General features: G+C 33.4%; 8 protein-coding genes. 3 read left to right on the top strand and 5 right to left on the bottom strand.

Going from position 1 to position 15,020, the window contains the following annotated elements; genetic code table 11:
- Positions 1-3: 3 nt before the first annotated feature.
- The 5 genes from Q1B37_RS01490 to Q1B37_RS01470 all read right to left on the bottom strand — a co-directional run bounded on the left by Q1B37_RS01490 (position 4) and on the right by Q1B37_RS01470 (position 11,809).
- A complete protein-coding gene (locus tag Q1B37_RS01490) occupies positions 4-1,509 on the bottom strand; it encodes a RagB/SusD family nutrient uptake outer membrane protein (protein ID WP_299894646.1) in 1,506 nt (501 codons plus the stop codon).
- A gap of 39 nt (positions 1,510-1,548) precedes the next feature.
- The gene (locus Q1B37_RS01485) at positions 1,549-4,563 is read right to left on the bottom strand and encodes a TonB-dependent receptor (RefSeq protein ID WP_299894643.1); all 3,015 of its coding nucleotides are present in this window, start codon (positions 4,561-4,563) and stop codon (positions 1,549-1,551) included.
- Between the two features lie 234 nt (positions 4,564-4,797).
- The gene (locus Q1B37_RS01480) at positions 4,798-8,898 is read right to left on the bottom strand and encodes a two-component regulator propeller domain-containing protein (protein ID WP_299894640.1); all 4,101 of its coding nucleotides are present in this window, start codon (positions 8,896-8,898) and stop codon (positions 4,798-4,800) included.
- Positions 8,899-9,003: 105 nt separating this feature from the next.
- Complete coding sequence (locus Q1B37_RS01475; protein WP_299894638.1) at positions 9,004-10,671, bottom strand: hypothetical protein; 1,668 nt, start codon at positions 10,669-10,671, stop codon at positions 9,004-9,006.
- A 4-nt stretch (positions 10,672-10,675) separates the two neighbouring features.
- Positions 10,676-11,809, bottom strand: a complete 1,134-nt coding sequence (locus Q1B37_RS01470) for a T9SS type A sorting domain-containing protein (RefSeq protein ID WP_299894633.1) — start codon at positions 11,807-11,809, stop codon at positions 10,676-10,678.
- Between the two features lie 324 nt (positions 11,810-12,133).
- Between Q1B37_RS01470 and Q1B37_RS01465 the strand changes: the two genes are divergently transcribed.
- The 3 genes from Q1B37_RS01465 to kduI are packed head-to-tail and all read left to right on the top strand — an operon-like array spanning position 12,134 to position 15,017.
- The gene (locus Q1B37_RS01465) at positions 12,134-12,964 is read left to right on the top strand and encodes an SDR family oxidoreductase (protein ID WP_299894630.1); all 831 of its coding nucleotides are present in this window, start codon (positions 12,134-12,136) and stop codon (positions 12,962-12,964) included.
- Between the two features lie 10 nt (positions 12,965-12,974).
- Positions 12,975-14,156 (top strand): mannonate dehydratase, encoded by a 1,182-nt coding sequence (uxuA, locus tag Q1B37_RS01460; RefSeq protein ID WP_299894627.1) that lies wholly within the window; start codon positions 12,975-12,977, stop codon positions 14,154-14,156.
- Between the two features lie 21 nt (positions 14,157-14,177).
- Positions 14,178-15,017 carry a 5-dehydro-4-deoxy-D-glucuronate isomerase gene (gene kduI, locus Q1B37_RS01455; protein WP_299894624.1) on the top strand — a complete coding sequence of 280 codons (840 nt, stop codon included), beginning with the start codon at positions 14,178-14,180 and terminating at the stop codon, positions 15,015-15,017.
- Positions 15,018-15,020: the final 3 nt, after the last annotated feature.

Here is a 15,020-nt window from a genome sequence, read left to right as displayed (position 1 = left end):
TTATTAATATCCCGGATTTTGAGGCAATAAATTTGGGTTTCTTCCTAGTTCGTCATCTGGTAGAGGGAACAAATAGTCTCTAGTACTATCAAAATTTGTTTGAGGTTCCATAGATGTAGGTCCGAAAACTTCCATCCCTAAATTTAGTCTTTTAATATCATACCATCTTTTAAATTCGAATGCCAATTCTATTCTCCTTTCCTCTAAAATAGCATCTCTTAATTGGTCTTTAGAAAGTCCAGATGTAAGATCTTCTGGGAAAGTATTCATCGTTCCGGCAGCATTCCTAGCTCTTGCTCTAATTTGATTGATATAATCAACAGCTTCTCCTGTAGGACCAGAAAGTTCATTAGAAGCTTCTGCGGCAATTAAAAGCACTTCTGCATATCGCATAGCTCCATAATTATGGTCTGAGTCTCTATTATTATTTCCTGCTGTACCTGGAAAACGGTAATATTTTGCAATATGAGGTCTAGAAACTCCTCTATTCGCCGTTCCAAAATCTTGCCAAGGAACAGTTACTCCATCGAAAACCGCTTCGGTATCAAAACTTACTACTTTTCTATAATCATTATCATCAAAGGAATCAAATACCGCAACAGTTGGTACTGCCACACTCCAACCTTCAATATCTGGTCCTCTCATACCTGTTACTGGTGGTAGAAAATCAATTCCTGGAGCACCACTAATAACATCTAAACCTTTAAAATCAATTGAAAATATATGCTCTACAAGTCCGTCTGCTTTGGTTGCATCAAATAAATCCTGAAAATCTGCTTCCAAAGCATATCCAAATCTACCACTATTGTTTATCACAAAAGTAGCTTCATCATAGGCACCTTGCCAGTTTCCAATAGTTAAATATACCGATGCTAGATAAGAAGCTGCAGTACCTTTAGACGGCATTGAACGAAATGGTTGTTGATCGGGCAACCAAGTTTTTGCAAATTCTAAATCTTCAATAATTCCTTCATAAATTTCTTCAACAGAAGTTTTTTCTATGCTTGATAAGGCTTCGGCTTCTCGTACGGCAAAATCAATATAAGGTACTTCTCCAAAAATACGTACCAAGTGATAATACGTAAATGCTCTTACAAAACGAGCTTGAGCTACTATAGCATTAACCTCTTCTTCGGTTCCTTCTACTGATGCAGCTCCTTCAATCGCGTAATTTGTAGAGCCAATAATTGCATAACTTCTAGGCCAAAAACTGGTAACCATTCCATTATCTCCATTCATACGAAACTCGTCTACTTCGATTCTTCTGGATGAAGTAGTTGGATCTCCAATGGTTACCATATCACCCCTTAGTAGGAGACTTAGTGTAAATTTTCTTCCCCAAAATTGTTCTGAGGCTATATGTCCGTAGGCACCATCCACAGCTGCTTGTAAATTATCTGTAGTGGTAAAAAAAGTTTCTGGAGCCAAAATTCCAATGGGTTCTTCTTCCAAATCCGTGCAACCACTCCAAGTTGCTGCCATGATTAATATAAAAATTATCCTTTTCATTTGTCAGATTTTAAGTTTGTTATATTGTTGTTTATCTTTTTAAAAAGAAACATTAAGTCCTAACGTATAGGATCTAACATTTGGGTAACTTCCGTAGTCTAAACCAAGGTTTATATTGCTTCTGCTATTACTATCTGATCGATATAAAACTTCAGGATCTAATCCTGGATAATCTGTAAATGTTACCAAGTTTTGACCACTTACATACACTCGTAGCTTGGTCATTTTTAGTTTTTCTAAAAGCCTTTCATCAAAGGAATATCCTAATGTGATATTTTTTAAACGGGCGTAAGAACCATCGTATACCCATCTAGAGGATATGATTCTAGTTCGCTGAGCAGCACTTGGAATATTTGTATTTGGATTAGTCAAACTCCACCGATTTAATGCTTCGGTAGTGGCATTACTAGAACCGGTTAGTGTATTTAATTCTAAAAGGGTAAAGTTAAACATGTCTCCTCCTACTGCTCCCTGAAAAAATACATTTAGATCAAAACCTTTATATGCAAAGGTGTTATTAATCCCAAAGGTAAAATCTGGATGAGGGTTACCGATTATGGTTTGATCATCACTATTTAATTCTCCATCTCCATTAAGATCCCGGTATCTTTCACCTCCTGCTTGTTGTTCAAAAATCGCTCCTGGCAAAAATGTATCTCCATTTTGGTATACTCCATCATACACATATCCAAAATAAACCCCTACTGGCTGACCTTCTCGTAATATTGGAACATCAGGAAGTAGTAAGTGTCCTGGACTCGAATTCCCTATATCACGGATATCCTCACCATCAGGTAGTTCCAAAACTTTATTTCTATTTCTAGAAAAATTGATATTGGTATTCCAGGTAAAAGCTCCGACTAGGTTTCTGGTAGACAATTCAATTTCAAATCCTTTATTTTCTAAACTTCCCACATTCTGAAGTTGCACTGGATTACTTAGTCCTGAAGTCTCAGGTAGAGGTCTATCTAATAGTAAATCTTCGGTGATCATATCGTAATAGTCCGCTGTTAAACTAATTCTATTATTAAATAATCCTATGTTTACACCTACATTAAACTGCTTTGTCGTTTCCCACTTTAGATTATCATTTGCTAATCGTTGCAAAGCAACTGCATTCACCAATTCTCCTCCTTGGATCGATATAATATCTTCATAAGTTGCCAAGGTTCCAAAGGGTTGGATAGCTCTATTACCAGTAAGACCATAACTCACTCTCCATTTCCATTGAGAAATTAGCTTAGAGTTTTGCAAAAAGCTCTCATCTCCCATATTCCATGCTATAGCACCAGAAGGAAAGAACCCCCATTTATTATTAGCGCTAAACGTTGAAGAACCGTCTTGTCTCGCATTAAATGTAATTAAGTATTTATCTAGGATATCAAAATTGATTCTCCCATAATAAGATGCCAATTCCGATTCCAATAATCTCGACTCTATAAACAGTAAATTAGCTGCACCATCTAAATTCCAAAAACTAAAACCATCATCTAAAAACCCAGCTCCCGATGTAGTAACTCTTTCTGATCTTTCTTTCTGATAAGAATATCCAACAGTAGCCGAAAACTTAGCAAAGCTTAGATCATTTTTATACGTAAAATAATTTTCAGAAAGAATATTGGTTTGCTTAATTGTTTGAATACTTCCTTCTCCACCAACACCAGCTCCTCTAACCGTGGTGGTAGGAAAAAAAGTTCCTTCTCTATTATTTCTTACGTTATATCCTAGTGTAGATTTAAAAGACAGTCCTTCAAAAAGCTTTAAATCAGCATATACATTGGTTTGAAAAAGATCATTTACACTTTCATTAAAGATTTGTGTGGTTGTTGCAAAAGGGTTATCGATATCATCTCCTACACTTGGAAGTGTAAAATCTCCATTAGCATCTCTAATTCCTTGATCAGGACTAAATCTAAATGCTGCAGAAATAGCACCAGCACTTCCAGTTCCACCAGTAGATTCCTGTGTTCTCGCTCCTTCTCTGGTCGATCTTCTTCCTAGAGCATTCATCCCTACTTTTAAACGATCAGAAAAATTAATATTGATGTTGTTAGTAAATGAAAAACGTTCTAATCCAGATCCTAATACAGCCCCATTTTGATCAAAAAAAGTTCCAGACAGGTAGTAATCTACATTTTCGGCACCTCCAGATAATGCTATCTGATGATTTGCAATCTGACCAGTTTTGAATATAACATCTTGCCAATCTGTATCTGCGGAGCCTCTTACATATCCAGGATTAATTTCCTGAATGTAATCTCCAAATTGTTCCGCATTTAAAAGATCTAAAGTATTCGTGACTGTTTGAGTAGAATAAGAGGTGTTAAAATCTATTCTCATTCTTCCTTTCTTTCCTTTTTTAGTTGTTACAATCACTACTCCATTTGCTCCTCTAGAACCATAGATGGCAGTTGCAGAAGCATCTTTCAAAACTTGAATGGAAGCAATATCTTCTGGAGCGGGTAATGCAGCTCCAACGAAACCATCGACTACAAATATAGCGTCGCTACTAGCATTTATAGAAGTAGCTCCACGAACTCGTATTCTTATATCTGCTCCTGGTTCTCCTCCGTTGGCAGATTGTACCGCTACTCCCGCTGCTCTTCCTTGCAAAGTCTGTTGCGCAGTTGCCGATGGATACGCTGTGATATCCTCTGCTTCTACAGATACAACTGCTCCCGTTAGATCTTTTTTCCTTCTAGATCCATATCCTACGACTACAATTTGATCTAACGATTCTACAGAAGCAGATAAGACAACATCAATTTTTCGTTGAGAACCGACAGTTATTTTTTGATCCTTATATCCTACATAGGAAAATAGTAATACTGAACTTTCATCAGGAACTTCTATCTTATAAAGACCATCAAAATCTGTGGTAGTTCCAATTGCTTTGTTTTGTACGCTAATATTAGCTCCTGGAATTGGAACTCCATCATCAGATGTAACCGTTCCTGTTATTTCGATTTGTGCAAACAAACCAGTTCCAAACATTAAAATAAAAATTGGGATAGATTTTTTCAGTATTTTTAAATACGTCTGCTTTGCATTCATGAGTATTGATTTATGTTAGTGTGTGTGTTTAGTAGAGGTATATAATGAGAAGACAAAAAAAGATGATGCACAACGAAAAGAAGAGCTGCAATATGATGTATCTGTTTTGTTTTCTATTCATACTCAAACCTAGTCAAAACCCTATATCTAAAAGTCCTAAAAAGGGTATATTTCTGTACTAAACACTGAAAATGAACCTGTAATAAAGGGAGTTATGCTAAAACCGACGCTTTTTTAAGAATAAAATTTGGAAGCGTATTCTGATGGGGTTTGATTGAAGTGTTTTTTAAAACATTTTGTAAAATATTTTGGGTTTCTAAAACCAACTTTATAACAAACTTCCGAAACATTTATCTGCCCAAGTTCTAGTAATTGAGAAGCTCGTTTCATACGAATAGAATGTATAAACTCATTAGGTGTTAAATTGGTCCAACCCTTAACTTTAGAAAATAACATAGTTCTGCTAACCCCTAGTTCTGAACTGAAATAAGGAATATCAAAAGAAGTATTGCTAATATTATCTTCCACAATTTTTACTGCTTTTTTCAATAACTCTTCATCTATCGAAGTGACGGTAACATCTGCGGATGTATATTCATTAGAAGAAAATTTTTCTTTTTGCTTTTCTATAGAAGAAAGTAGATTACGAATGATTAATAAAAACTCCTTTACATTAAAAGGTTTGTTTATGTAAGCATCCGCACCAGATTCTAATCCATCGAATTTATATATTAAAGAAGATCTTGAGGTAAGTAAAATAAATGGAATATGACTTGTTCGAATATCATTTTTTATTTTAGCACATAACTCTGTACCTTCCATTTTAGGCATAATTACATCACTAATTATTAGATCAGGCATTTTTTGCAATGCTTTTTTAAATGCCACTTGCCCATTCTCAGCTTTAATGACTTGGTAATAATCTTTAAGCATATCACCAATAAAATTTCTTAATTCATCATTATCTTCTGCAATTAAGACCAATGGTTTTTCATCATCTTTAAAAACCATTTCCATATCTAATTCATTAGTTTCTTTCGCCCTGGAAATCTGATTTTCGTATTGAGTAATATCATCACTCACCTTAAAATTCTTGATAATATCAGCTTCTTCTAAATGTGCTTTTCCAGTTAATAAACTAACTCTAAAAATAGTGCCTTTTTCTAAATTCGTATCTATAACTTCTATAGCACCTTTATGTAAGTCAATAGCTTTTTTAGCAATTGATAATCCAATACCACTAGCTTGATTAAACTGCTTTTGATAATCTTTATCACCTGCAACTTCATAAAAACGATCAAAAACTTTATCTACGAATTCCTTTTCAATGCCTTTTCCGGTATCTTTAATCTCTACAATTACCTGTGCATTTTCTTCATAAATACGGACATTAATTTCTCCTCCTTCGGGTGTATATTTAAAAGCATTAGAAATCAAATTATAAAAAACTCGTTCTAACTTATAACGATCAAAATATACTTTAATATCTTCGGAAGAGGTTTCAAAGGTATAGGTATACGATCCTGCTTTGGCAAATTCATTAAAGGATAGATAAATCTCCTTAAGGTATTTTACCAAATTACCCTCTGCTACCTGCAATTTGGAATGTTTATTTTCAAACTTTCTGAAATCTAACAGTTGATTTATTAATTTTAATAATTGATCGGCATTTCGTTCTATTACCAAAAGTTTTTTATACATTTTATTACTTCCTTGATAGTTTTCTATCAATTGCTGTAATGGTGCTATAATCAAAGCTAAAGGTGTTCTAAATTCGTGTGAGATATTGGTAAAAAACTCTAATTTGGAGCGGTTCATTTCCTCTTTTCTCAAATTTTCTAAATGCTCTAAATCAAGTTCGTGTTTTAATTTTGTACGTGCCTTATTGATATGGTTTAATCCAAATAATGCTAACGCAATCATTAAGGCATACCCTGCTAATGCCATCGGGCTTTTCCATGGTGCTGGTCTTACTGATATTTGAAGTTGCGTAGGATTTTCGTTCCAAATATTATCATTATTAGCCCCTTTAACTTCAAAAATATACTTTCCAGGTTTCTGAATTGTATAGTTAATTTCTGTATTCTTAGTGTACTGCCATTGATTATCTAATCCTACTAGCCTATAAGCATATTGGTTATTAGAAGGGTTGATAAAGTTTGGAATGGCAAATCCGATACCAAAAGAAGCTTGATCATGTGATAATGTAACTTTATCTACATAGGAAATATCTTTCTTTAACACAGTTTCCTCTCCATAGGTATCAATTTTTTTTCCTTGAATACTAAAATCAGTTAGAATGACTTGAGGAATAAATGTATTTTTCTTGATCCGTTTAGGATTTAAAAACGATACCCCAGAAGGTCCTCCAAAGTACAAATCTCCATTCTTAGCTTTAAGACAAGAGTTATTATTAAATTCATTACTGGTAAGACCATCGGTTTGATTATATAGAACCGAACTGTTTTTCTGAGGGTTGTATGCGATAATACCTTTGTTAGAACTTATCCATATAGAATTCTTATCATATTCCACAATACTAAATACTGTACTAATCTTAGTTCCTACGACATTAAGCTCAACTTTTTTGAACACTTCATTTTCATATCTATAGACTCCATTAGCTTTGGTTCCTATATAAATAATTCCTTCAGAATCTTCATAAATACATAAAATATCATCTCCTGAAAGTTGTTCTTCGTTAAAGAAAAAACGTTTTATAACAACTTTATCTTCTTTAAGTTTAGTGTGATCGATATAATTGAGTCCATTTTGTGTTCCCACCCACAAATTCGAATTATTATCTACAAGCATAACTCTAATGATATTATTAGAAAGAGACTTCTTATCAATATTGTTATGCGTTAAAAATCTAAAACCTTTGGTCTCTAAATTATATTGAATTAGTCCTTTCCCAAAAGTTCCGAAATACATAGATTCATCTGACTTTTTAATAGAATAAACTCCTACATCTTTTAGAATTAGTTGCAACTCCTTACTTAAAACATCTGTTACAAATTCGTTGGTAGTAATGTCATATAATGCAATTCCGGCATTATATGTTCCGATCCAAAGTATGTTTTGGTTTAAGAATAAAGATTTTATATTTAGACTAGGAAGTTTTTTTTCGGCAATTGTTTTTATATCAAAAGATATATCCCTTTTAGGATTTAAAATACTAATCCCTTTACCTTCTGTTCCAAAATATATATTCCCATTTTTATCCTCTATAATACTACTTACAACACCATATTCTATATCACGATTATTCTTTTGAAGCGATATAAAATTTGAATTAGATTCATCCCATACATTGATCCCTCCATAGTATGTCCCAAGCCAAGTAGATCCTTTTTTATCTATAAAAATAGTTTTAATGGAATTTCGGCTGAGACTTTTTGTGTTATTTTGTTGATGTTTGATTTCAATAATAACATTGTTTGTATCTTTTATACAGAGTCCATCATAGGTTGCAATCCATAAAACTCCACGATGATCAATAGATAAGCTTCTTACGTCTTTATTGATTAATGTATTTCTTTTAGTTCGCTTAATATGACGAAAAGAATTAGTTTTTGAATTATAATAATTAAGTCCTCCATATTTAGTTCCAATCCATAATCTATTTTGCTCATCTTCTACAATGGCTTGAATGTAAGAATCACTGAGAGTATTTACTTTATTACTGCTATAAAACCTTTTAAAAACAAATGTGTCTTTATCTCTTTTATCAAGCTTATTAAGTCCATTTGCTGTTCCTATCCAAATATTCTTTTTACTATCCTGATAAATACTCAAAATATAATTATTAGATAGGCTTGAAGCATCGGCAGCATCGTTCTTTATTGTGGTAAAGGAATCAGATTCGCGGTTATACAGCATTAAACCGTTGGACGAACCAAACCATAACTCGCCATTATCCAACTGATTTATTGTCCAAATGGTATTGTCTGATAAACTTCCTTGTTTACTAGAATGAAAGTAAGATTTAAAGACATTTAGTTTTGGATCATATCTATTTAGTCCGTTATAGGTCCCTATCCAGATATAGCCTTCCAGATCTTCCTGAATGGATAGTATATCATTATTGCTTATAGATGTAGAATCTCCAGGAATATTTCTGTAAACCGTAAATGTATTACCATCATATTTATTAAGACCATCACGTGTACCAATCCACATTTGTTCCAAACGATCCTGATGAATTGCAATTACCGAACTCTGCGATAAACCATCCGAAGTGAAAAGGTGTAAAAACTTGTTGTAAAAATCATCTTGCGCAATAGCCCCAGTTATAGTAAAAAATGATAATAAAGCGCAGTATATGTATTTCATCTATTCCCCTAATTTTTTCAACTAATAACGTCTACAATCCTAAAATATTAAAAAAATGTTAATAAGTTAACAACAAAACAAACTCTCCATAACTCGAAAATCATACTACATATTCATTCTTTTATCCAGTTGATACTCATATAACGAAGGAATCAACTCCATTTTCTTATTTCCAAAACCCACATAAGCAACTGGCTTATAGTTTATTGTCATTTTTACATTCCCCCAAACCCCAATCAATCTCGCATTAGGCCCATCATTCATCCCATTAAGTTTAATCGTTTTTTTTTGTTTAGTATTATTCAAAAAATTTACTTCTATATTCCAAAATGTACTGTAAGATCCATGTGATGGCTTCCAATATCCAGCTCCTCCTCCGGCAAAAAGCGGATACGTATCATCACCAATAGCATGAATATCCACTTTTATATTATCAAAGAGATTCTGATGGTTTACTCCAGAATGTTGATCCAAAATCGGATTCTTAAAAATCTTACAATTGCTGTATACACTTTTTGTAGAAAAAGTATTAAAACTTAATGGATGTACACTGTCATTATATACAGATAAGTTCTTAACCAAAACATTATGAACACCCCCCATTTGAACTGTATAATGTGTTTTCTTTTTTCCTTTTGTTACGATATCCTGAATAGTAACATTAGAAATTGCCTCTGTTAAAACTCCACTATCAGCATTATCAATAACAACATTTTTCACCCAACTATTAAATACGCGAGTTAAATAAATACCATTATAACCTTGCTCTACATGATGCGCGATATAATTAGAAAATGGAAATGTGATTTTAAAGTTCTGAATACCAACTTCTTCTAAATGCTTCCATTCTATAATTCTCACCTCATATTCTGGTAAAATGTTCAACAATAATGGAGACTTAATAGTAATAATATTCTTTTTAATTTCTTCTATTTTCACTTGTTGTCTTACTAATGGAAGCTCGGGATAACTCCAATGATGAGAACCTATTTTTAAATCTTCATTTCCGTATAGTTCATTTAGCAACTTACCATTTTCTCCTTGCTTATTAAACCACTGTATTTCGACAATATTTCCAACTTTTAATTCATGATTTTTGTTTGTTTTAAAAATCAAATCTGCTCTTTTAGCACTCCTAATAGTTCCAAGAATAGAAGGTTGAAGATTATACTTTTGCAAATATGATTTCACTCTTACACCAGGGACTCTAGTCCAAAACATACCACCCGACCACGCATACTGCGAAAAGGGTATAGAAATATTATTTTCTTTTTCTTTTTGAATTTTACCAAGTGAAACTAAATATTCTCTTAGTTCTTTTAAATCTTCCGGATCTTCTAAATACATTAACGGTCTTGGACAATAAATTTCTGTTCCCAGATCTCCAGTTCCATAACCGTTAAGTATGATATTACTTCTTTCAAAATAAAATATTTCACTTATAATAATTCTTCCTTTTGGTAACTGAATAAGTACAGGACCTTCCACACTATGTGCTTTTTTAAACACTTTCTTTAATGCTCTAGAATCATCTTTTTTATCATTTGAGATGACTCCAAAATCGATTGCATCTAATACAGTAATATTCTTTGGGATTTCAATTTCCTTTTCTCCAAAATGATATCCAGCGTAACTATAATCGGGGATAAAGGGACCTTTGTTATTTGCCAAGTCTTGAATACTATAGGTATCCTGACTCCAAGTATTACTTATCATAGAAGTAAATAATAAGCATATGATAATATATAGATTACTTAAAGATATAATACGCATTGCACTACTGCTTTATAATTCTATAAACGGAAGAATTTTTGGAATCAGATGTTTTGAGAAAATATACTCCAGTCTTCAAATGGCTAACATCAATTTGATCTTTTTGTTCTGAAATAACCAATTTACCTTGGAGATTATATATTTCGACATCTACATTTGATCGTATATTTTGAAGAAATATTCTTTCTGAAACTGGATTTGGATAAAAACTGAAGTCATTTCGATTAAACTCTTCATTACTTAACAATGACTGATCTTTTTCGGTTATGGAAAAATCTGCGAAATAAACGGTTTCATCTCTTAGAGGCATCGAGGATTCTAAGCTTCTATATATGCCCCATTTAGGTCTTAAAAAGACAGAACTCCCTTCTCTAAGCATATCGATATCACTATCTTCATAATTTAATAGTTCCGTTCCAGATACAATATCTTTGATAATCAACTTTATAGACCCCGGTTCTTCTTCGGAAGAAATTGTAGTACTATCTTCATTTACATTTACTTCACAACTTACATCAACCCAGTTTCCTAAAAAAGGTTCTAAATCTATCTCTCTAACCGTTACATATTCTGGTCCAGAAGGAGGATTATCTCCTTGACTATAACGAACTCTCAACTTACGTACCGCAGAAGAAGAACTAGATTTAAAAGGAGAAATGGTTAGAACTGGATTAGAGTCATCGTTTCCACCTTTTGCCTTTATTTGAAAAATATGAGTAAATCTATTTGTTGGAAGAAAATCGTCATCTAATTTGAATTTCCAATTATAGACAACAAACTCTCCTTTTACTGCTTTTAATTTATCTGGAGAAGGATCATATGTTTTAATCTCATTTCTTTGTCGGTCGATATTTATCCGACATCTATCTGTATCTGTATCCGTATGGATATCGAACTTAAATACATTTTTATCTAAATCGTCATCAAATACTTCGGAGACATGATCTATTCTTGGAGTATGATCGCAATCAGGTACTTCATACGGTGTGCCTCCAAAAGTATTTTCGATCAACTCATAAGTGTCACCAGGACCATCTGCTTCTAATAATGTTATTACATCTTGAGCGTTCAATAAATTATTAAAGCAACACAATATCAAACTTAAAAGAAATCCGTGTAGGGGTAATTTAACAATCATGACTAAAAAGATTTAAAACCTATTTAATCTCAAAACTATCAAATCTAAATATTGCAAGAGTTCGCTTTAAGGGGGTTAATTGTTCAATTAATCGCAAAAAGACTCTTAAAATTTGTCATTTTTATCAATAAATAAAACGGTTAAAGGCAGAAGGAATAGCTTTTTAACATCAACGATATTTGCTTCTAAAAACAATTAAATAACTGAAAATCAAATTATTGTACTTTTTTATCCTACTTTATGAATGATCCTTTTTTCAAATTCAAAGAGTAATTGTCATAAAAAGTTCAACTTTGGAGGAGTTGACTTTTTTCTCTTTACACAATGAATAATAAAGTAATCGTATTAACTGGAGGCGGTGGGGTTTTAGGCCGAACATTAGCCATAGCTTTAGCTAAAAAAGGCGCAAAACTTGCCATTTTAGATTTAAGAAAAGAAGCTGCCGAAAAAGTAGTAAAAGAAATCAAACAACAAGGAGGAACTGCTATAGGGATTTCGGCTGATGTTCTTAGCAAAGAGTCATTATTAAAAGCTCAAAAGGAAATACAACGGAACCTAGGAAGTTGTGATATACTAATTAATGGTGCAGGTGGAAATCATCAAAAAGGAACTACTTCTAATACACATTTAACTTTAGAAGATCTTGAGAATAACGAAAGTGATTTTAAAACTTTCTTTGACCTGGATTCAGAAGGAATTCAGTTTGTTTTTAATCTCAACTTTATCGGCACACTACTACCAACACAGATTTTTGCAAAAGACATGGTTGGTAAGAAGGACTGTTGTATTCTTAATATATCTTCTATGAATGCCTTTACACCTCTAACCAAAATACCAGCGTATAGTGGAGCCAAAGCTGCCATTTCCAATTTCACTCAATGGTTGGCAGTACATTTTGCTAAAGTAGGCATTAGAGTAAATGCCTTAGCTCCAGGTTTTTTCCTTACGGATCAAAACCGAGCCTTGTTGACAGATGCAGAAGGAAATCCAACAAAAAGAGGAAAAACAATCATAGAACAGACCCCAATGGGAAGATATGGCGAACCTGAAGATCTAATAGGCACAACCGAATGGTTATGTGGTTCAGGTTCCAAATTTGTTACTGGGGTAGTAATTCCAATTGATGGAGGTTTTAGCGCATTTAGCGGAGTATAAAAAGTAAATTATGAGTTTAGAACAGACCTGGAGATGGTATGGACCTAATGATCCAGTTACTTTATCAGATATAAAACAAGCAGGAGCAACAGGAATTGTTTCTGCATTACATCATATTCCTAATGGAGAAGTATGGACCAAAGAAGAAATACTATTAAGAAAAAACACCATCGAGGCATCTGGATTACATTGGTCAGTGGTAGAAAGTGTACCTATCCATGAAAACATTAAAACCAACTTAGGAAACTACCAACAATATATAGAAAATTATAAAACAACCATCAGAAATTTAAGTTCCTGTGGTATCCATATCATCTGCTATAATTTTATGCCAGTTTTGGATTGGACTAGAACAAACTTAGCGTATCCCGTTGCAGATGGATCCACAGCTCTTCGGTTTGACGCAACAGAATTTGCTGTGTTTGATTTATTATTATTAAATCGACCAGCAGCTGAAAATGATTACACTGATAAGCAGATAGAAAATGCAAAAGCTTTTGAAAAGCAAATGTCGGAAGATCAGAAAAAGCTTTTAATAAATAATATCATTGCTGGATTACCTGGAGCGGAAGAAGGATACTCACTAGAAGATTTTAATGATATTTTAAGCACCTACAACGGTATTGGACCAAAAGAATTAAAGACACATTTATTCAACTTCCTCAGAGAAATTATACCTGTTGCAGAAGAGTCTGAAGTACTAATGTGTATTCATCCAGACGATCCTCCGTATCCCATTTTAGGTTTGCCAAGAGTAGTGAGTACTGAGCAAGACATTCTGGATTTATATAAGGCTGTAGATTCTCCAAACAATGGATTAACCTTTTGTACAGGTTCTTTTGGAGTGCGCAAAGACAATGATTTACCAAGTATGATTGAACGGCTGGGAGATAGAATTCATTTCATTCACTTGAGAAGTACCAAAAGAGATGAAGAAGGTAATTTCTACGAGGCAAATCATTTGGAGGGTGATGTAGATATGTTTGAGGTAATGAAAGCGCTCATTAAAGAGCAAAATAAGAGATCAAAAAATGGCCGATCAGATATAAACATTCCGATGAGACCAGATCATGGTCACAAAATGTTAGACGATCAACATAAGAAAACAAACCCTGGATATTCGGGAATAGGCAGACTAAGAGGCCTTGCAGAACTGAGAGGTTTAGAATTAGGAATTAGAAAATCTTTATGACATCAATAAAATAATAGAATTATGGCTACTGCTTACGAATCAAGATATGCGTCTCATCCTAAGGCTGTAAAAGCAATGGATACTACCGAGTTAAGAGATGAATTTTTGATAGAAAACATCATGCAACTTGGAAAAATCAATCTCACCTATTCTCACTATGATAGATATATTGCTGGTTCTGCTGTACCGAAAGACACATTAAAACTTGAGCCTATCGATCCTTTAAAAGCGTCTTATTTTTTAGAGAGAAGAGAATTAGGTGTTATCAATGTTGGAGGAAAAGGAACAGTTGTAGTGGATGGCACTTCTTATGATTTAGAATATAAAGAAGCCTTATACGTAGGAAAAGGAAATAAAGAGATACTATTTAAAAGTCAGAGTGCTTCTAATCCTGCTAAATTTTATATCAACTCTGCTCCTGCTCATCATACCTACCCTACTGTAAAGGTGACTAAAGAAAAAGCAAACAAAATAGAATTAGGTTCTCTGGAAACATCTAATCACAGAACGGTACTGCAACTTATTGTTGGAGGAATTGTAGAGACCTGTCAATTACAAATGGGGATGACTGAGTTAAAAAAAGGTAGCGTTTGGAATACAATGCCCGCTCATTCTCATGATCGAAGAATGGAAGTGTATTTTTATTTTGAAGTTCCTGAAGGTCAATCTATTTGTCACTTTATGGGTCAAACCAATGAAACTCGACATATCTGGATGCAAAATGAACAAGCTGTTATTTCTCCTCCTTGGTCTATCCATTCCGGTTCTGGTACTTCCAACTACACATTTATTTGGGGAATGGCAGGAGAAAATTTGGATTATGGAGATATGGATACTTGTAAAATAACCGATCTTAAATAAATA

This window comes from uncultured Aquimarina sp. (assembly GCF_947492965.1).
GTDB lineage: Bacteria > Bacteroidota > Bacteroidia > Flavobacteriales > Flavobacteriaceae > Aquimarina.
This window is presented reverse-complemented; position numbering and strand designations above follow the sequence as displayed.

Bases quoted from the DNA above. Each gene is read 5' to 3' on its own strand.
- Q1B37_RS01490 (WP_299894646.1), bottom strand. From the start codon at position 1,509: ATGAAAAGGATAATTTTTATATTAATCATGGCAGCAACTTGGAGTGGT.
- Q1B37_RS01485 (WP_299894643.1), bottom strand. From the start codon at position 4,563: ATGAATGCAAAGCAGACGTATTTAAAAATACTGAAAAAATCTATCCCA.
- Q1B37_RS01480 (WP_299894640.1), bottom strand. From the start codon at position 8,898: ATGAAATACATATACTGCGCTTTATTATCATTTTTTACTATAACTGGG.
- Q1B37_RS01475 (WP_299894638.1), bottom strand. From the start codon at position 10,671: ATGCGTATTATATCTTTAAGTAATCTATATATTATCATATGCTTATTA.
- Q1B37_RS01470 (WP_299894633.1), bottom strand. From the start codon at position 11,809: ATGATTGTTAAATTACCCCTACACGGATTTCTTTTAAGTTTGATATTG.
- Q1B37_RS01465 (WP_299894630.1), top strand. From the start codon at position 12,134: ATGAATAATAAAGTAATCGTATTAACTGGAGGCGGTGGGGTTTTAGGC.
- uxuA (WP_299894627.1), top strand. From the start codon at position 12,975: ATGAGTTTAGAACAGACCTGGAGATGGTATGGACCTAATGATCCAGTT.
- kduI (WP_299894624.1), top strand. From the start codon at position 14,178: ATGGCTACTGCTTACGAATCAAGATATGCGTCTCATCCTAAGGCTGTA.